Source organism: Pseudomonas sp. YeP6b (assembly GCF_025642995.1).
Classification (GTDB): Bacteria; Pseudomonadota; Gammaproteobacteria; order Pseudomonadales; family Pseudomonadaceae; genus Aquipseudomonas.
Map to the genome: position 1 here is coordinate 638,880 of NZ_CP080090.1, position 17,681 is coordinate 656,560.

General features: G+C 58.3%; 23 protein-coding genes. 3 read left to right on the forward strand and 20 right to left on the reverse strand.

Going from position 1 to position 17,681, the window contains the following annotated elements:
* The first annotated feature begins 120 nt into the window (after nt 1-120).
* Together KZH41_RS02825 and KZH41_RS02830 are read left to right on the forward strand one after the other, a co-directional pair.
* The gene (locus KZH41_RS02825; protein ID WP_263274339.1) at nt 121-1,086 is read left to right on the forward strand and encodes an arsenic resistance protein; all 966 of its coding nucleotides are present in this window, start codon (nt 121-123) and stop codon (nt 1,084-1,086) included.
* A gap of 88 nt (nt 1,087-1,174) precedes the next feature.
* Complete coding sequence (locus KZH41_RS02830) at nt 1,175-2,782, forward strand: ArnT family glycosyltransferase (protein WP_094953832.1); 1,608 nt, start codon at nt 1,175-1,177, stop codon at nt 2,780-2,782.
* Nucleotides 2,783-2,812: 30 nt separating this feature from the next.
* Here the strand turns inward: KZH41_RS02830 and KZH41_RS02835 are convergent, their stop codons facing one another.
* The 4 genes from KZH41_RS02835 to KZH41_RS02850 all read right to left on the reverse strand — a co-directional run bounded on the left by KZH41_RS02835 (nt 2,813) and on the right by KZH41_RS02850 (nt 6,508).
* A complete protein-coding gene (locus tag KZH41_RS02835; RefSeq protein WP_083355727.1) occupies nt 2,813-3,487 on the reverse strand; it encodes a hypothetical protein in 675 nt (224 codons plus the stop codon).
* Nucleotides 3,488-4,144: 657 nt separating this feature from the next.
* Complete coding sequence (locus tag KZH41_RS02840; protein WP_149411341.1) at nt 4,145-4,345, reverse strand: hypothetical protein; 201 nt, start codon at nt 4,343-4,345, stop codon at nt 4,145-4,147.
* Nucleotides 4,346-5,107: 762 nt separating this feature from the next.
* The gene (locus KZH41_RS02845; RefSeq protein ID WP_263274340.1) at nt 5,108-5,332 is read right to left on the reverse strand and encodes a hypothetical protein; all 225 of its coding nucleotides are present in this window, start codon (nt 5,330-5,332) and stop codon (nt 5,108-5,110) included.
* A 915-nt stretch (nt 5,333-6,247) separates the two neighbouring features.
* Nucleotides 6,248-6,508 (reverse strand): hypothetical protein, encoded by a 261-nt coding sequence (locus tag KZH41_RS02850; RefSeq protein WP_263274341.1) that lies wholly within the window; start codon nt 6,506-6,508, stop codon nt 6,248-6,250.
* A 449-nt stretch (nt 6,509-6,957) separates the two neighbouring features.
* Between KZH41_RS02850 and KZH41_RS02855 the strand changes: the two genes are divergently transcribed.
* The gene (locus KZH41_RS02855) at nt 6,958-7,656 is read left to right on the forward strand and encodes a hypothetical protein (RefSeq protein WP_263274342.1); all 699 of its coding nucleotides are present in this window, start codon (nt 6,958-6,960) and stop codon (nt 7,654-7,656) included.
* A 285-nt stretch (nt 7,657-7,941) separates the two neighbouring features.
* Here KZH41_RS02855 and KZH41_RS02860 read toward each other — a convergent pair whose 3' ends face one another.
* The 16 genes from KZH41_RS02860 to KZH41_RS02935 form a co-directional block, all read right to left on the reverse strand.
* Nucleotides 7,942-8,541 (reverse strand): hypothetical protein, encoded by a 600-nt coding sequence (locus KZH41_RS02860; protein ID WP_263274343.1) that lies wholly within the window; start codon nt 8,539-8,541, stop codon nt 7,942-7,944.
* Nucleotides 8,542-8,651: 110 nt separating this feature from the next.
* On the reverse strand, nt 8,652-9,716 hold the full coding sequence (locus tag KZH41_RS02865; RefSeq protein WP_263274344.1) for a CHAT domain-containing protein: 1,065 nt from the start codon (nt 9,714-9,716) through the stop codon (nt 8,652-8,654).
* A 603-nt stretch (nt 9,717-10,319) separates the two neighbouring features.
* Complete coding sequence (locus KZH41_RS02870; RefSeq protein WP_263274345.1) at nt 10,320-10,922, reverse strand: tail assembly protein; 603 nt, start codon at nt 10,920-10,922, stop codon at nt 10,320-10,322.
* A 12-nt stretch (nt 10,923-10,934) separates the two neighbouring features.
* Nucleotides 10,935-11,315, reverse strand: coding sequence for a hypothetical protein (locus tag KZH41_RS02875; protein ID WP_263274346.1), 381 nt, complete (start codon nt 11,313-11,315; stop codon nt 10,935-10,937).
* 106 nt (nt 11,316-11,421) lie between these two features.
* Complete coding sequence (locus KZH41_RS02880) at nt 11,422-12,012, reverse strand: hypothetical protein (RefSeq protein ID WP_263274347.1); 591 nt, start codon at nt 12,010-12,012, stop codon at nt 11,422-11,424.
* Nucleotides 12,009-12,323 carry a hypothetical protein gene (locus tag KZH41_RS02885; protein WP_263274348.1) on the reverse strand — a complete coding sequence of 105 codons (315 nt, stop codon included), beginning with the start codon at nt 12,321-12,323 and terminating at the stop codon, nt 12,009-12,011. Before KZH41_RS02885 ends, KZH41_RS02880 begins: the two co-directional genes overlap by 4 nt.
* Nucleotides 12,320-12,682 (reverse strand): hypothetical protein, encoded by a 363-nt coding sequence (locus tag KZH41_RS02890; RefSeq protein ID WP_263274349.1) that lies wholly within the window; start codon nt 12,680-12,682, stop codon nt 12,320-12,322. Before KZH41_RS02890 ends, KZH41_RS02885 begins: the two co-directional genes overlap by 4 nt.
* Nucleotides 12,679-14,472 (reverse strand): DUF927 domain-containing protein, encoded by a 1,794-nt coding sequence (locus tag KZH41_RS02895; RefSeq protein WP_263274350.1) that lies wholly within the window; start codon nt 14,470-14,472, stop codon nt 12,679-12,681. The genes KZH41_RS02890 and KZH41_RS02895 overlap by 4 nt, the downstream gene beginning before the upstream one ends.
* Complete coding sequence (locus tag KZH41_RS02900; protein ID WP_263274351.1) at nt 14,459-15,340, reverse strand: toprim domain-containing protein; 882 nt, start codon at nt 15,338-15,340, stop codon at nt 14,459-14,461. Before KZH41_RS02900 ends, KZH41_RS02895 begins: the two co-directional genes overlap by 14 nt.
* Nucleotides 15,337-15,564: a hypothetical protein gene (locus KZH41_RS02905; protein ID WP_263274352.1), complete on the reverse strand. Its 228-nt coding sequence runs from the start codon at nt 15,562-15,564 to the stop codon at nt 15,337-15,339. The genes KZH41_RS02900 and KZH41_RS02905 overlap by 4 nt, the downstream gene beginning before the upstream one ends.
* Nucleotides 15,557-16,018, reverse strand: coding sequence for a hypothetical protein (locus KZH41_RS02910; RefSeq protein WP_263274353.1), 462 nt, complete (start codon nt 16,016-16,018; stop codon nt 15,557-15,559). The genes KZH41_RS02905 and KZH41_RS02910 overlap by 8 nt, the downstream gene beginning before the upstream one ends.
* Nucleotides 16,015-16,299 (reverse strand): hypothetical protein, encoded by a 285-nt coding sequence (locus tag KZH41_RS02915; RefSeq protein WP_263274354.1) that lies wholly within the window; start codon nt 16,297-16,299, stop codon nt 16,015-16,017. Before KZH41_RS02915 ends, KZH41_RS02910 begins: the two co-directional genes overlap by 4 nt.
* A gap of 10 nt (nt 16,300-16,309) precedes the next feature.
* Nucleotides 16,310-16,435, reverse strand: coding sequence for a hypothetical protein (locus tag KZH41_RS02920; protein ID WP_263274355.1), 126 nt, complete (start codon nt 16,433-16,435; stop codon nt 16,310-16,312).
* Nucleotides 16,432-16,935, reverse strand: coding sequence for a hypothetical protein (locus tag KZH41_RS02925; protein WP_263274356.1), 504 nt, complete (start codon nt 16,933-16,935; stop codon nt 16,432-16,434). The genes KZH41_RS02920 and KZH41_RS02925 overlap by 4 nt, the downstream gene beginning before the upstream one ends.
* Entirely contained in the window at nt 16,932-17,168 is a 237-nt protein-coding gene (locus KZH41_RS02930) for a hypothetical protein (RefSeq protein WP_263274357.1), read from the reverse strand. Before KZH41_RS02930 ends, KZH41_RS02925 begins: the two co-directional genes overlap by 4 nt.
* Nucleotides 17,165-17,458 (reverse strand): hypothetical protein, encoded by a 294-nt coding sequence (locus KZH41_RS02935; RefSeq protein WP_263274358.1) that lies wholly within the window; start codon nt 17,456-17,458, stop codon nt 17,165-17,167. Before KZH41_RS02935 ends, KZH41_RS02930 begins: the two co-directional genes overlap by 4 nt.
* Nucleotides 17,459-17,681 lie beyond the last annotated feature (223 nt).

Sequence of the window (17,681 nt, forward strand, 5' to 3'; positions counted from 1 at the left end):
TTTATAAGAAACCGAAATTAACAAATTTAGGGCGTCATGGGCGTAAGAAATATCGTGATGCTCGACCTTAGCTCCCTGGGTGCTTAGGCTTGCGATCTATTGATCTGCCAGAGTCGGCCCATGACCCGCGACACCCTCGAACACCACCAAATCCCCATCTACTTCGTCGCCGTCCTCCTGGCGGCCGCATTTGGTGTGCTCGCGCCGTTGTCGGCCCACGGCCTCAGTGTATTGGTCACGCCCGCCATTGCGTTGCTGATGTATGCGATGTTCCTGCAAATTCCGTTTCTGGACCTGCGCCAAGGCTTGGGCAATAAGCGCTTTATTTCGGCGTTACTGTTGGCCAATTTCATTCTGGTGCCGTTGCTGGTGTGGGCATTGACCCGTGGCCTGGTGGAGCGCCCGGCGTTGCTGGTGGGGGCGTTGCTGGTATTGCTCACGCCGTGTATCGATTACGTGGTGGTGTTTACCCATATCGGCAAGGGCGATTCGCGGCTGATGTTGGCGGCGACGCCAGTGCTGTTGTTGCTGCAACTGGTGCTGTTGCCGGTTTACTTGGGTTTCATGCTGGGTGCGCAATCCGCCGTGGTGGTGGCGGTGGGGCCGTTTGTCGAAGCGTTCCTGTGGTTGATTGTGCTGCCGATGATCCTGGCGGTGCTGACGACATCCCTGGCGCGGCGCTCAAGCGTGATAAACGCGTGGAACAACGCCTGGGCCTGGTTACCGGTACCGGCGATGGCATTGGTGCTGTTTGTGGTGATCGCCTCGCAGATCACCTCGGTGGTGCGCGATATCGGCTTGTTGTTGCCGGTAATCCCGGTGTATGTGGGCTTTCTATTGCTGGCGCCGCTGATGGGCGCGTTGGCTGCACGGTTGTTTGCGTTGCCGGCGGTGACGGCGCGCGCGGTCACGTTCAGTGCGTCGACCCGTAACTCCTTGGTGGTGCTGCCCCTGGCGTTGGCGTTGCCTGAAGACGTGCGCGGGCTGGCGGCCACGGTGGTCATCCTGCAAACCCTGCTTGAACTGGTGGGCGAGCTGGTCTATATCCGGCTGATTCCGGCGCTGGTGTGGCGCGTCGGTCGCTAAATCCATAAATGTTCGGGTTTGTTCAGGCGCTATTCAGGGGCTGAGTCGGCACCATAGAGTCGGCGCAGCCTACCTGAAAGGACATTCGATGGATCACCGCAGCCGTTTTCGCCTGGAGTCCCTGGGCATTTTCCTGATTGCTTTGTTGTTGTTCACGTGGGGCATCTGGGATGAGCAGCCCCAGGGCTTTGATGGGCGTTGGGCGCTGTTCATGCAGGAAATGTTTCGCCATGGCGCGAGTCTTTTCCCTACCACCTACGGCCAGCCGTACGCGGATTACCCCGGTACTGCGACCTTCTTCAGCTTTGTGTTCGCGCGCTTGTTCGGTGCACCGAATCACCTGGCCAATGTGCTGCCGACCGCGCTTGCTTCGGCGGGCATGATTGCCGTGGTCTATCGCCTGCTGGCGCCGTCCAGCCGGCCTTGGGCGTTGCTGACGGTGCTGCTCACGCTGCTCACCACCCAATTGCTCGATAAGTCGCGCTCGGTCTGCTTGGACCTGATGATCGCGCTGTTATGCGTAGGCAGTTTCTACCTGCTGCACAGCGGCGAGCGTCTAGGCTCGCGAGTGAGGCAGCTTGCCGTATTCCCGTTGTTTGCCCTGGCCTTTGCGATTCGCGGGCCACTGGGGCTGATCGAGGTCTGTGGTGTGGTCTGCGTGTATTGGGCGCTCGGTCGGCCGGGGCAGCGGGTCAAGCAGGTGTTGATCCACGGCTTCGTTGGGCTGGCGTTGCTGGTGGCGTGCTGGTGGGTGCTGATGAAGTTGGCGCGGATCAGCGGCGGCGATGCCTTTGCCGATGAGGTGTTCAAGATGCAGGTCGGCGGGCGCCTGGATGAGTCCGGCGAGCCGTTCTATTTTTACTTCAAGCTGAGTTTGTACCGCTACTTCCCCGTCGTGCCGTTGGCCCTGGCCACGATGATTGCGCTGCGCCATCGCTGGTCTGAACGTTGGGTGAATGATGACGTCCAGCTGGTCGTGCGCCTGGGGGCCTGCGGCTTGATGATTTTGCTCGGGCTGTCGGTGCCGCACTTCAAACGCGCCTACTACATTCTGCCGATGGTGCCGATGTTTGCCGCTGTGGCCGCCTATGGGCTGCTCCAGGCGCAAAACTGGCTGGTCGGCGTGCGTCGCTGCTATGAAGGGCTCGTCGCCGCGCTGCCGGCGTTGTGCGTGGTGGTGCTGTTTGTGTGTCGGCAGTCCTGGCACAAGCGCGGCTATTGGCCGGACGTGCCGTTGCCGCTGTTGATCGGTGGGCTGGTGGTTCTGCAAGTGGCGGCGTTGATTGCCTGGCACCGTGCCGTGCGCTTGGTGTGGCTCAGCCTGATCGCCCTGGCGGCGCAGTGGTTGCTGTTGGTGGTGGTGATCGATCCGGCTAAGGACCTGCAATTCGATACCCACAAGTTTGTCAGCCAGGTCGAGGCGCTACGTGTGTCCGAGCCTGGGCCTTTGGTGTTCGTCAATTTGGGTCGCGACACCTGGGCGGTGCGCTACATGATGAACCTGGATCACGATGAGCAGCCGCTGTTCGTCGCGGGCTATGAGCTTGAAAAGTTGGCGACGTTGCCAAGGCCGTCCTGGGTTGTTGTGTCGCGCAAGGAGACTGCGCTGTTGAAGGGCACGCCGATGGCGTCGCAGGCCCCCGTTTTCGAGGGCCGGCTGAACGACAACCCGCTGATGGTGTTTTTACTCAAATAAGCGGGCAAAGGAGAGGGGATGAGCCGCTGGCTATTTGCAGCGGTACCCCTCAGGCATAGTGACGGTGTAGTTGCGTTGCACGCGGTCATGGAAATTCAGGTTCTGCAGCCCCTGTTCCACCAGAAAGGCCTCGACCTTGGCAGCCTGGCAGTCTTCGTTGTAGGACGTCGCCCGCAACAGGTACACCGCACGCCTGCTGACTTCATCGCGTGCCGTGGCCGTGAAGGTGGTGAGCGTGGTGTAGCCGGTTCGCTCTGAGGTGCCCACCGGGCCATAGGTGGTGTTCGGTTTGCTGGTGCAGGTCAGTTGGTCTTCTTTTTTCTTGTTCTTCTTGCACTGAGTGGTGGTGCTGGTTGGCACCTGGCCATATTCGGTGGCGGTGTAGCGGTAGGTCACCTGGTGGCTGTCGACATCGAGGAGGATGGTCATTTTGATCGGTGCGTGGTTCTTGGGCAGGGTGGTGTCGGTAAACACTTTTTGAAAACCCTGGTCCTTCATGGCGCTGACCATATCGCGCAGGTAGTAGCGGGCGTTAAGCGTGCTTTCTGCGCTGCCACCAACGGAGGTCGTCACCAGCACCGTTGCCTGTCGATCAAAGTGATAGTCCGGGTCGGGTGTTGCGTTGATCGCTACGTCCATTTGCGTGGCGCATCCACTGAGCAGCGCTGTCAGCAGTAATAGCGTGCAGAACAAGTACCGGGTCATCCAATAACTACCTTGCAGTAAAAAATTTAGTACCCGCTAAACGATTGAGCCGGGCGATAAATAAGCCTCGGCCATTAAATCGCAGGCAATAAAAAACCCCAAGGAATTATCTTCGCTTGGGGTTTTTCGGTATTAGTGGTGCCAGAGACGGAATCGAACAGCTGTCTACAGGTCACGTCTTTAAAGGGTTTGTCTTTGGTCGATATATAAATCTACTCACAAATCTACTCTCTTTTCAGAATGCTGCTCTGTTTTGAACCTGCCGGCGGCGACCGAAACCGTGCTGATTTCCTCTGTCGATGCCCGACGAGTGGTAACGCCATCTTGATAAGCCCGCCCAAGTGCAAAGGTATGGCCATCACCACCACTCCTTTGATGGATCAGTCAAAAAGTGGCCCGATTATCTCGTTCCTCACTTTTGAGGAGCCATCGCCACACTTTCGCGGCGATGGTGCTGGCCCCGTGTGGCAGTTCCACCACACAGAGGCGTTCTTGCCATTCCCCGCGCCAGCACCACCCCGGATCAGGGTAGTGGTCGTTCATGGGGTGTTTCGCGAAAGGGGATTGTCCTGGATTCTCCGTAATTAGCCTGGGCTCCCATTTCGGTATGGCAGGTACTGGAAAAACTACCGAGGCCCCCGGCAGTTCTTTTTCGGCCTATAAGCGCATTTCCCTGATTACGCGTCTTGGCTCAGCTCCCCGCGAAAGGGCGCGTCGAGCATCCTTCGTGAGCTGGTCGAGCGCCTGCTCCTCGAATGCAGCCGCCATTGCGCTGGCCTTCCTGACGATCAGCAGCGCCAGCTCCGGCGGAAACACCACCTTGTCGGCGGGTAGATAATCACAGTCAATAACGGACACGGCTTTATCCTCGGTGCGCGGTGGATGCTGGCGCCGGAATGAAGCGGAGCCAGCAGATGACCTGCAGATGTTACCAGCGGAACGTGAGCAGATATCTGGAATCCGGGTAGTTGGCCAAGCTGACAAACCGACCGGTTTCCGCTCTGGGGTGAATTACTCGGTCACACCTGCTCCGACCTGCTATCAGGTCGCTGGAAGCCCCGGAAAATACTTGACGAGCATCTAGCATCAGCACGCCACCTATAACGCTGGAAGCGGCGTATTGCTTGGACTGCGGGCAACTTGCCCGTGTTCTGTCAGCGAAAATCCGTCTAGTGCCTGTCTAGTATTGCCTGGCGCGCTAAGCATTTTCCTGGCCCGGCATTTCACCACCCCATCGCGCCAGGATATTGATCGAGCATCCACCTTGACGGCCGCCTCCCGAATTTTAGACGAGGCTGGTGCTGGCCAGGCAGCCAGAATGCTCGAAAAGCCTTGATCTGCGTGGCTTTCAGCGCGCCTACTACCGGCGGCGGCAGATAAATCCGTCAAGACCTGTCAAGAATTTCGTCAAGGCTGGTCAAGGATTATCGGGTCGTTTTTCTAGATGCGACTGGGGGCCAGCTATTACCCAGATCGCCGTCGTTCTGGGTTCTGGACGTTGTAGCTATCCGGCCGGCTGTTCGATTTGCTGCGGCCCTTGCTGGCTGTGGTTCCGGGCCTGAGTGGGCCAACCTGCCGACGCGCAGGCTGTCCAATGCCTGTCCAGAATCCTAGCGTGCGTCACGACTGCCCCATGCTGCCGGCGACGGTCAGCTCAGCAATGCCCTGGCGAATGAACACTAGGTTCTCATCGAGCGTTTCGAGAGCGCCGCGCACGTTGTTGGCAATATCCGCCGAACCGCGCCGTTCGACCCAGTTGGAAAGCTCCTCCACCGCGGCGCCTAGGGCGAGCTGGTTTTGATTGAGGCGGTCGAACAGGCTGGCGATCAGTTTGGTATCCGTCATGGTGGCTCTCCGTGTTTCGAGAGAGCGTAGCACCGGCGCCTGGAGAACCGTCTGGGGTCTGTCAGGGGTATGAGACGGCCAGACAGCCTACTTTGACGGAGCCCGCGGGGAATAAGCATCAGACGCCCATCCAGCTTGGATTCCGTCTCATGCCTGTCTCACATTTCGTCAAAGTGTGGTCAAAGTAAAAGCCGGCGCCAGGGCATAGGCATAGCCCATCACCTTTGCGCGCTCGAAACCGTGTTGATTCCTACACAGAGTGTCGTTTTCTACACGCGTGGACCTGACAAAACCTGACATGCAGTCGACCGCGGTAAAGCGTGCGAATGGTGGTTTTGATGTGGTCATTCATGGGGTGTTTCTCGACGGCGGCCAGGTTGCCAGTGGAAACCACTGCCAAACCCTGGAAACCACAGTGGAAACCAGCGCCTGGCAACCATAACTTTTGATAACAGGCTGGCGGTCTGGTTCGCACCAGGTTCGCGTTAGAGGGTGCGAACCTTAGTGCGAACCTACCTCCGGTGCGCACTCAGAATACGTGATAGCGGTGCGCAATTTGCGCAATTGCTGCGCAGTAAACCGGTGCTCCATTGCTGACGCGGTGGCGTCTAAATCGTCGCGCTGACATAACTCGATCTGCTGTTACACCGGCTGTTACACGGCCCCAGTGCGTGAATATGCTGCGTGAAGGGTGCGTGAACCCTTGCCGGGGCGCAGCTTCGCGCAGGCCATGTGCGCGACGGACGTGCGCGAAAGAATGCGCGAAACACGTCGGCCGGCACTGGCGCCAGCCGTCCATGGGGTGTTTCGGCGAAGGGGGGGATGCGTCAGTACCCAGGAGGGGCGCTCACCACCCAGGGTGTCCGCGCCGATTTGCCCTATTCCGTGGATACCAGCGTGGATACCGGACACTGCTTAAACGAGTTCATGCGCCCATTTGTAGCTGCTATACAAAAACAGGCGACTTTCCTCTTTTGCCGTCTCCACAACTCGCAAGCGCACCTTCGTGCCTACCGGATAATCCCTGATCTCCCTTGAACACTCGATCTTCATGTTTTGGGCAAAGGGTTGCCCGCTTGCCGGGCGAACACCATTTTTGCGGCGTGCGGGGTCATAGAAAACCTCCGCGATGATCGAAACGTATTCGTCTGGGCTGTGCCTGCTTTCCCAATTCATGGTCACTCCTGATCCATTTTTGTGTGCTGAAGGGTGATTGAAGGTGAGCGCCAGCGACTTGTCAAAACTTGACATCGGAGCGGCGCAGGAACCTGTCAAAACCTATCATCGAGCGCGCACCAGAACCTAACAAAACCTAACATCGGATCGAGTGCGGGGCCTGGCGCCATGTTGAGAAATGTTGAGATCAGACCGGTCTGGAGCCAGTGGCAATACTCGCGGCCTGTTAGCAAAAGTTAGTCCCTGGGGAGGTTGGTCGAAGTGGTAAGGCAAGTTTCAAACCTTTCAGCTGCGACTATCATTGCGCATTCGAGTGGGCGGCATGGTTCGTCGACAAATCCAAGTTTCTCTAGATCGCAAGGAGCCTCACGATGGGACTTTTTTTCGAACCATACCAAGCTGACCGCTGCTGCCTATGTGGCTCCCCGGAATCTCTCACGGGAGAACACATGGTAAAAGCTTCTGCGTTACGAAAGATCTTTGGTAGAGAGCCTATGGTCATCGGCAGTTTTGATGGGACCGGCGTTTCCCGTGACGCGCAAGGTCCAAAGTCCCAGGCCTTTCATTTCTCGGCTCGCATATGTGCATCATGTAATAGCTCTCAAACCCAAGCTCCTGATCGCGAGTTTGACCGGTTTAGTGCCTTGGTATCCGAGCTGATATCGCAAGGTAAGTCTCCGGAATCAGTATTCAGCCTACCGCAATATGAACTGTCGTCCACGCCGTACCTAAACGTATTCCGCTACTTCGCCAAACTCCTCTGTTGTCACGTCGCGGAGTCGGGCGGCCCGCGTGCATTAGCTGTAAGCGAATTCGCCTTGGGCCGGGCGGGTAGGAACACCGTAGGTTTGTATATCGATGCAGATCCAACATATGAAACTTTTTATGAGCAGTTCGGTGAGCATAAATTTGCTGGGCACGGAGGGCTCATCGTGCCAGTGGATTCAAAAACACAGCTCCCCACCAGCTTTCGAAGTTCACTCACGCTAGGTCCGGTTCGCTATATATTCTGGGTCAGGTTTGGCGCGCTGACTGGATTAGCACTTCAAGTATTTCACCGACCTTTCTTCCAAAAGTGCGAGGCGGCATATCGTGAAGCTCTAATAAACCCACTGTCAGATGATGAACGGCGTCGTCTAGGCATCTAAGGGTGATACCGGCTGTTCCTTTGACTACGGTAACCAGGCGGGTTGGTTACTTTTGGTGGTTACCAGAGTGGTTACCGCCCGATCGGGACACCGCCAGCGACTCAACAAAACTTAACCTTTTCTCAGGTCGAGAAACTGACAAAACTTGTCATCGAGCGCGCACTAGAATCCAGCACGCCTTCATCATATCGCCGCCAGATGCGTGGGTACTGGCGGCGCGATCACGCTGCTTCAGCGCCTACAATTTGGCTATCTCACCCTCGGCGACAATGAAGGCATGGTCAACTAATTTTCCGGACAGGGATTAAAGACCTCCGTGACCGCTACTGAGGAGAAGTAGGGGACTTTGGTGCCCGGTATGACACCGACAGAGTAGGACTTCTTGCCGGTGTCACGCACGTACGTTTTATCTGAGTCGAGGTTGCTCGGCTGGTTCTGACCAATCAGGTAATCCAGAAACTGGATTTTTACCGGGGTGTTGAGCTGCCCGTTAGCAGTCAGTGGGATGATCTGTGCGGTACCGGCCTTGGTGAAGGCAAAGAAGCTTTCTGGGGCTTCTCTACCACGGAAGGTCTTGATACAGAGTACATCGCTGGTGCGCAAGGTGATAAAGCGCTGATAACTACCACCTGAGTAAGTGCTCAATATCAAGCCGTCGCCGACGAGGATTCCCAAGCCTTGTATAGCTCTGCACTGGCCGTCGCCGCCATGGTCCGAGCCATAGGGCAGGTAGCACCAGTTGGTCTGGCTCAGGGCCTGTACCGAACCCTGGGGGATTTTCAGATCGTGCTCGATCTGTCTAAGGGCTTCGGGTGTTTGATAAGGAATGCTACAGCCGGCGAGCATCCAGCCAAGTAGAACGTAGATCAGGCAATAGGGGCGCATGGGACTTCCATAACGGGGCAATCGAATAGAAATGACAGTCAGTTAACAATTGTCAAGGGTGGCGGGGCCAGGCGACTCTATGCGAGGTAGATCAGCTCGGTTATCCCTGATCAAGCGCTTGATGACGGCTTGACGAGCGTTAAACTCACTTCATCCTCACTGTCGCGGATGTAGAGTTCAGGGGTTGATTCTTCCGCGATTCCTTCAAGCATCAGAGCTGCTTTAGCTTGTTGGAATGCTTTGTTAATGGACAAGCCAAATCCGATAGCTGAGTAGAATTGAGCAGAGAAGACTCGAGCGGCTTCGTCCCCAATTGGATCGTTCATGCCTATTGCCGCGGCTACATACTGAGCGCACGCCTCTGCTTGGTTGTACGAGTAACAGGTGTTGAAGAAAACCAACTTTACTGTTTCTGAGGCTAATGCCATAGCCTGAACGATCGCGGGCATGGGTACAAATTTTGGATTGCCATTATCGTCTTGCAGAATCAGTTCATCGGCGGATGAGCCATGGCCACTAAAGTGAATAATCGTAGGTTTCAGCTCGTTGATCGCTTGGAGAATATCCCCAGGTCGAACCGCCCAGCGAGACTCAAGCTTTACTGCATCCCTGTGTTCCGACGCACGTATTTTTATACCAATGGACCTGACTTCTTCGTCCAAGGCGAGCCGTGTTTCTGAGTTGGAACCAGGGTCTGACGCAAAGAATACAACTGTGATGTGGTCAGGCAAGGACGACAGTTCTCTAATTTTTGACTGAGTTTTGACATGAAGGTCATCATGCCTCGCTATATCCTCGCGAATGCTTTTCATACGCCTATCTTGCTCTTGAGCCGCTCTCGTCTGAGCACCGGTTTTTTTCTTTTGCTCACGTACCTCTTCTTGATCGAGACGAGTCTGTGCAGAAATCAGCCTCTTTTGCTCTGCGGCAATTTTGACTTCTAGTTTTCCAAGATCTTGCTGGGCCTTAGCTTCATCTCCGGCGTATCGCTGGGCCTCTTTCAACTTGGAGGATACGGTTGAGAGACTCTTTGACTTACCAGCAGCAATTTGGGCATCTAGAGATTTTTTGCTCGCTACGGCTAACTTTTTAGCGACCTTTCCTTTTTCAACTTGCAACTTTGCGATGTTTGTACTGTGCTGTGACACTTGTCTGCGATAGCTATCAACGCTCATCAGTTCAGTCCTTTGTAAGATAATTGCTGCCCGCTTGGGGCTTTTTCATGAGAGTTCGAAACAGACGATTTGGTCTGAGTGAGACCATATCGTCTGTCTCAGCGCGTGACAAAGCCGCCCGAAGGCGGCCCTGTATTTTCGCTAAAGCGTGGTTGGGAGGATGTCTAAAACGCCGTCCCCGCTCGTTGATATTCGGTAGTTTTTCACCTTCCCGCCGGTGACGATTGTTTCTCGTTCCTGCCTTTCGGCCCCCATCCCGCAGATGCCGCTTCCTTGGTAGGCGGCGCCGACAACAACAGACCCCGCTGGAACGTGGAGGGCAACCCTCTCTCCAGGCTTGAGTAGTGCGGCCACTTTCCCGTCTACGAAAAGGCCTACCGAACAAAGACTTCCCGTATGGCCAGAGTCTCGGGTCACCGACAATGTGCCAGTACCTGGCGAATTCGTCTGATAGGCGAGAACCCTTTCAGGGGGTACCGCAACAGCACTTGTCGTTGGCACTGGGGAAGTGGCACAGCCGGCCACCATGGCGGCAAATAGTGCTGTTGTGGCTATCCTGCGCATACATCGTCCTCCGTTAAAAAAGGCAATTTACCATCGTCGCTACATCTGGTCTTCGGCATAGATTGCGGCACTGATTATCGCGCCGCCTACTCGCCGCTTGCCGTAGCAGAGCGGAACCGGGTTGCCAGATGCCGTGGTGTTCTTGGCGCTGCCGAAGGCGTAGCCGGGGGTGTTCTCGGGGGCTGCGCTGGTCTTCAGGCCGCCGGCCTGGGGGCTGAGCATTTGGATGATGCCACCGATCGCCATGGCCGCGCCAACTTGGTAGAGGAACGGGGAGGCTGCCGCGAACGGGGTGAATGAAAGCACAAAGGCAGCAGCGATCAAGACAGACCCAATGATGGTTTGCAATGAGCCTCCGCGCTTGCTGCCGGTAATTACCGGGGCAATCGTGATGTCGCCGGTACCACTGAAGTTCAGTTCGCTCTCCCCGATATTTCGCTTGTCTCGGAACACGGCGAACTCCAAGCCTCGGGATTTCGCGTTCGAGAGGTAGCGTTCAAAGCCAGGGATCTGCACACACAAGGCTTTTACGGCTTCCGCCGGTGTACGCACGGCCAATGGATAGGACTTGCCGAACTGGCGAAGGGCACCGCGAAGCTTGAAGTTGATGACAGGCGTGTATTCGATAACTAATGCGGCCATGGTTTATTTCTCCTACTTGTCGTTTGTGGCGTGGGTTGGTACTTCGGCGCCGATCTGCATGGCGAGCATCATTCGGGATGCCATGGCATCGTCACGGATCGCCTTTTCACGTTCTGGATCTGGATTCCACGCCCAGCAATGTGTGGACACAAACGCTCGAGCGAACGGCTCTATTGGCTTCATCAGATCGGCGGCTATACAAGCCTCCTCCTCGGTGTAATACGGGCCATCGATCTCCTTACGGCCGCCTTTGACGATGTGGTCAACGCCCCAGACGTAATACCCCGCCACCGCTTTCGGGTTGATCAAAAAGTCAGTCACCTTGCACGCCTCGGTGAAGCGCTCCCGGTGTGTGGGCAACTGGCCCGTTGTGTTGTTGTTTTGGTCTGTCATGTTTTCCTCTATGCGCCGCTGGCGCTGGTCATGGGCTTGTGCCCGGTGGTGTTGCTCGGTTTCGCGCCACGTTTTCGTGATTCGCAAAACGTGGCGCGGAAAATGGTCAGTTGCCGACGATGCTCAGGACTGGCGGCAGCTTTGGGCCGAATGGGTCGGGCAACTGATCTTCTGGGCATTCCCTGATGAACCGGATCATGGCGGCATGGCAGGCGCGATATAGCGGGCCACCGGCGCCCCATTCGTCGCTTTTGCGGTCGGCGCTGTCCTCCAGTTGGGATATGTAGGCCACCCCGCGAAGGCTGGTGTCACCGTCGTCGCTGGCCTGTTGGCGATGTACTGGGTTGACGCCCAGCAGGTCGCACATCTGGTCGAAGCCCAGCGCCTGCGCCAGCCCCTCGCGGTCGAACATCAGTGATTGGCCAAACCCAGCAAGTGCGCTCCACGCTCCGCTGCGGATGGCCTCTTGGTGTTCCTGGGCTCGCTCCTCCAATTCAGCAATGGCCTGCCGGGTGAATGGGAGAAACGCTTTCAACTTTCCCGCTTGCCGGCGTAGGGCTCGCCGTTCGCTGCGGATAACGTCGAGCTGGTCTGCAATGGCGCGGCATATTCGCCGGGTGGTGATGAGCTGCGTGGCGGCGCTGATGCCGGGTTTCATACCGATGTTGCACAAGCGGGTGATAAGGCTGGGCGTCATTGGTGCGCCTCCATAGGTGTGTTGTCGTAGCTGGTGCGCAGGTGGGCGCCAGCCATGCAATAGCGGCCGGTGGGCGCGTAGCAGCTCCGACAAACCATGATGTGGTTGAGGTACTGGTCACGGGCCTGTCGCCATTCGGGCGTGGCAGTGGCGGCGCTTGCGTGTGGGCTCGTGACGAGCCGGGGAGCGCGATTGACGGGGTTGGCTAACACCAGGTGCGGGCGAGGCTGAGTTCGGCTGTTCGTTTTTTGCGAATCGATTCCGGCGATAGCTGGCGGCATTTGATCGAGCAGACTGGAAAGGAGGCTCATGCCGTCACCTCGGCCTGATCATTGCTGATCCAATGTTCCTGTGATTTCAAAAACACCGGCAACAGCGGCAACAATGGCAACAGCCCCGTAAACCGTGGCCTCCAGGCGTTGCCGATGCTGCCAAACTGTTGCCACCGGTTTTTTACCGGCAACAGTGATAACCAAATGAAGGGAAAGTGCGGGTCTCTTATGTTGAAAATGAGGTGTGCGTTGCCAGTTGTTGCCACTTTTTTTATAGGGTGGCAACGGCTGTAAGCCACGCCACACAAGGCCGTTGCCGGTGTTGCCACCGTTGCCAGTGATTCTAGGTTCCTGTGAACTTGGGCAATCTGGATTGCTGGTCGTTGAGTGACGCTCATACGCCACCGCCTTCACGATCCATGATGTCTGGATCGATCACATAGAGACGCGCCTGGCCACCACCAGGGAGTCGGTAGTTTTTGGTTTTACGCTCGTTGTCACGGCGTGCGAGGACGTTGGCGCCCTCCAGGGCTTTGATGATGCGAGACAGGCCATAGCCGTGCGCCGCCTCGATGAGCGCCGGCTTGTTGAACAGGTACAGGCGGTTTGTGCCCACCAGCTCCCAGTAACCGGCCCGGTTGAACACCTTGGTGTCAGGAGTTTGATCGTCGACATCTGAAAAGCGGCTGCTACCGTGGCGGTCGATAAAGTCCAGGATGCCGGCCAGGATCTGCCGATCTTCGGCATTGCCGCTGCCTACCCTGCTGAGCCATTCGCCGTAGAGCAAACGGCAATCAGCGAGAGCGGTGCCCGGTACCCATGGGAGCAGGCCGTAGGCGATGGCCATCTCCCCGGCAAGCGCGATCACGGCGAACCGATCAGCCACCCGGCCAGCCTGGGCGTTGTCTTCCACAAAGCTGGCGCGTACCCCAGCGAAGTCTTCCAGCAGGCCGGTCCGGTCGTCGCTCTCGAGCAGCTTCTCGACAAAGGCTGGCCCAAGGTGGCCGTGGTGGGCGCCGACTGCCACGGTGAGCTGCCGGTGAAAGTCCGCTCCCTCAAGCCCATGCAATTCGTCGAAGGCCCGGTGTGTACGTGTACCAGCGTTCACGTCGACCATGCGCAACTCGGCGCCAGCGTGGGCGGCATTGCCGGATATGGCAGCGTGCTCAGAGAGGGAGCGCTCGCCGCTGGAAAGTGTCAGCAGGCGCCAGCTCAATTTGGCGCGGCCTTCGCGCTCGCGGGTCATGGTGCCTTTGCCCTGGCCGTTAGCGAGGGAGTAGGCCATTTCCTGTACGCGCTTGGGGTCGGCACGCTTGATCTCATCCAAGGGCAGGATGGTGTCATTGCGGCTCGACGCTTCGATCTCCAGGCCGCCCTTGGTCATGTCCCAACTGGCGGCGAAAACGCCCGGATCGCCCCATACAGACGAGCCGATCAGTTGCGCCAGCGACTTGCCGCTCGAGCTATCGCCCACCAGGTGAACACCACCGCCCAGCACGCCGACCAAACTCAGCAATGGGCCAGCTAGTGAGCAGCCGATCGCCAGTGTCAGCACCGGGTTGCCCGCGCACTTGGCGGCCACCTCCGATTGCCACAGCGCCAGCTCGCCGCGCCGGCTGAAAAGTACCTGGGCCTTGTTGCTGGCCTGGTACCGCACATTGTTGCTGCCGATGGTTCGCCCAGGCAGCACGAAAGCGCCCGACTCATGCCAGCCTGGCCGGCTGGTGGTGGCAAACACTTCTGCAGGATGCTGGTCGAGCAGGTACTCCATGAACGTGCCGCGTTTCTTGAGGGCGATAATGACGCCCATCCCGAACAAGGCGCGCCGGGCGTCCTCGCCGCTGCCGCCGAACACCTCCATGGCGATGATCCATTCCTTGATGCCGCCCTCGGTGACCAAGCGCAGCAATCGACCTTCGCTGCCATCGTCGCTGTTGGTGGTGCGGGCGACGACTGTGACGGGGCTGGAGATCCACTCATCGGTGATAGGCCGGTCGCCGGTATCGCCCTCGGCGTCGTCCTGATCAGCGGCGGCGCGCTTGAAGCTGTGCCAGTAAACACCCGGGCGCAGCTTGCGGCCCTTCTCATTGATCACCCAGTGCTCGTACACCGCCCAGCAGGGGCGATCTGGCGCAATAGTCGCGGCGTCCGGCCGAAGGTTGATCACGTTGGTATCAGGCTTGGACATGGGCGAGTTTCCAGTTGGCGAGGTCGTTGAAGTCGGTGAGGTCATCGGGCGCGCCTTCCGGCCACTCGGGGAAAGCCACTTGGCCACCCACGGCCGCCGCCGCTGCGTTTGCCGCTGAGCGCCCCGGGTTTCCATCGGTGAGCCGGTCGTCGTCGCCGGCAATGACGATTGCCTGGCCCGGGTAGCGAGCGCGAAGAGCCATCGCCGCCGGGAGCAAGTTGCCCGCGTTCATGGCAGCGGCAACGACATAGCCGCCGTGCTGGTGGAGGCTGGCGGCCGTCGCCCACCCTTCGCAGATGCAAAGCACAGAACCTGGCTCGATGATGCCCAGCGGTGAATAGGTGCCCTTGATCCGGCCGCCGAACAGGAAGCGCTTGTCGCCGTCGGGAGCAATTCGTTGCAGATTGACCAAGCGCCCATCCAGGTACAGCGGGATCAGCAGGTCAGTGCCACGCTGGCGCAGGCCGTAGGAGCGAACCGCCTTGGCGGCCAGATACGGGTGATCGGGTGAGGCGCGGCGCGCATTTCGCCACCAGTGGTTGGCCTTCTCGGCGGCCTGCTGCTGGCGCTGGTGTTGTTCGGCTTCGCGCTGACGCCGGGCCTGGTCAACCCGCTCGCGGACTTGTGCGGCTTCGCGGGCGTCCATCGGCTCGCGACTACACCAGGTGCTGGCGCCACCGGCCTTCCAACTGCCGAAAGCGCCGGATGCAATGCCGTCCAGGTACAGCACATACCACCCGTTGAGCGAGCCGGGCTTATCCTCCGGCACACGGAACCGGTGGATTGCACCGTCTGGCTCTGGTAGCCAGTCGAGCGGGCCATAGACGGCCTGGAGCGCATCACGGAATAGGATCGTCACGTCTGTCATGCGGCCCCCTTCGGCGGGGTAAACCGCTTGGCCAAGCTCTCCAGATTCTGAGTCAGGCGCTCCAGCTCATCGCAATGGCGGCCTTGGTCGCCTTCCGAGATGCGCAACTCCAGGAAGCCAACCAGGGTTTCCACCAGCAGCACATAGCTGGCGCTGTCGATATGAGCACCAGCAGTTGGTGGGCCGCCGCTGCCTTTGCGCTTGATGAGGGTTACGTTACCCATGACGCACCCCCTCGACGCCCGAGAAGTCGGCCCAGGCTGTGCCGTCGAAGCGTTGCAGGCGCACGTCGGCCAGCGGCACGGCGCCAGCAATGGCAAACCAGTTGATGGGCGAGGCACCACGCTTGCGCCCCACGGATTCCAGCTTGCGGCGGGTGGTGCTGGTGATACCTGCGTACTTGCAGGCATCCACCCAACTCATCAGGCGCGCGTCGTCGGCAGGAAGGGAAAACCGGGTACATCCAAACTCGGCCAGTTGCTCGGCAAAGGTCAGCAAGCGCGGACCATCCGCCCCCTTGACCATCTTGGTCGCGGTGCCCTCCCAGCGTTGCGCCTTGGAAAACCACACTAGCGGCGGCTCATGCTCGGCACCGGCGTTGTTTGGGCGAAGCGATCCGGACGTGAGGATCAGCGGCAGATGATGATGTTCGGTCGTGTAGTGGTGAACCATTATCACTGGCCACCTCCTTGGCGATCAGCGCCAGCAAAGGCCCGGCAAACTTGACCGTTGTTCACGCCGTGCCAGCGGGTAATGTCGTCGATTGAGTCAACCAGGCAGGCCGTCACCTGAGCGCCAGCACTGCGCATAACAACGCGCCCGCATTCAGCGTCGGCCTCGGTCAGGAATGGCCCAAGCAGCGCCTTGGGCACCTTCGGGTGGGTGACGTAAAACAGTTCGGTGGCTTTCTTCAGGCAAGCCGATCCCGTCGACGCAGATGCGCCGTTTTGAATTTTCATAGTTAACCTCTTAGGTCAGGGCGCCGGTACGCTGCTTGGGTGACTTGGCCGTCGTTTCGGGCTCATCAATATCAAGGTGGACGATCCCTTGCTCCGACATGACGGCACCGCCGTCTTGGAATTTGGCGATGGTCATGGTTTCACCTTCGATTCAATCGAGGCCATAAAGGCCGCGTCAGTTCTTACCAGGCCTTCATTCGCCTGTTGGACGAAGGACCGCTCAGGGATAACGTCGAGAGTCGAGCCTAGGCGCTCAGCGGCAGCCTTAATCCAGCTGCAAATTTCATACATGAAGCCGGTGCGCTGGCCTTGTAACGACGCAGCCTCGTCTTCGGTTGAGGGCTTCTTCGCGTCCATCGCCACGAGTATCGAACTGAGAATTCCCGATGCGTTGTGGATTTCGTCGCTGCGGTGATCCCTGACGTACTTGAGATACACCAAAGCCATTGCGCGACCGGCGTCAATACCGCCGAAGTGGCCGCCCACCATTGGCACATCCCAGAAGGATTGCCGCCCATGGTCCTTACCAACGAAAGGCAGCCGATCCCATGCCCACTTACCTTCCGGCTTCGACCGAAGGCCGATCTGCTTACTTTTGGGCAGTGGGCGCCTTGATTTCTGGATAGAGGTCTTCATGCTGGTGTGCCTCCCAACAAGTCAACCAACTCAATCAGCTCGTGCTGGGCCTGGTCAGAAAGGAGGTGGACCGCCTCATGGATGCTCATCTCGTTTTCAGCATCAAGCTGGGCAGGCGCATGACCTGTTGCCTCGGTCTTGACGCAGTCGTTATCCATGAGGATGACCGCAAGGCCGCGAATTACGCGCAGGTGGGCATCGATGTTGTTGTAGAGCTCGCGGGACCGGTTCATGGTTGCACCTTCGCAGAATCCCGCGCCACGTTTTCGGTTGGCGCGGTTTGTGGCGCGCACCCACTGAGAGCCTTGCCGATCGCCTCAAAATCTCCGCTGGCGGTGTTGGCGCCATCAGCGGCCAGGTTCCACGCAATGTCCACCAGGTTGCGGACGTGCTGGCTCGTGCCATTGTCTGCCAGTGCGGCATACAGCAGGGATTCAAGCTTGCCCAGGACGACCTGTGCGCTGCCTAGATCCTCAAGCGCGTCGTGGGCGATCTCTTGGATGGTGCGGGCGGGGGTATTCATTGCACACCCCCTGCAGACTCTAGGGAGCGGGCGATGCTCATGTGGTGCGAATAACGCTTGAGTCGGGTTGCGAGGCTGGAGTTTGCGCGGAGGGCACTCAGGGCCATGCGGCGGTGAGCAAATGCGCGGAGCGCGGACGGATTTAGGGCTGGCATGGGTGTAGCTCCTTTTGCTGAGGAGCTGCCACGGTTCGCCGTCAAACGAATTAGGGTGGCAGCTGTGC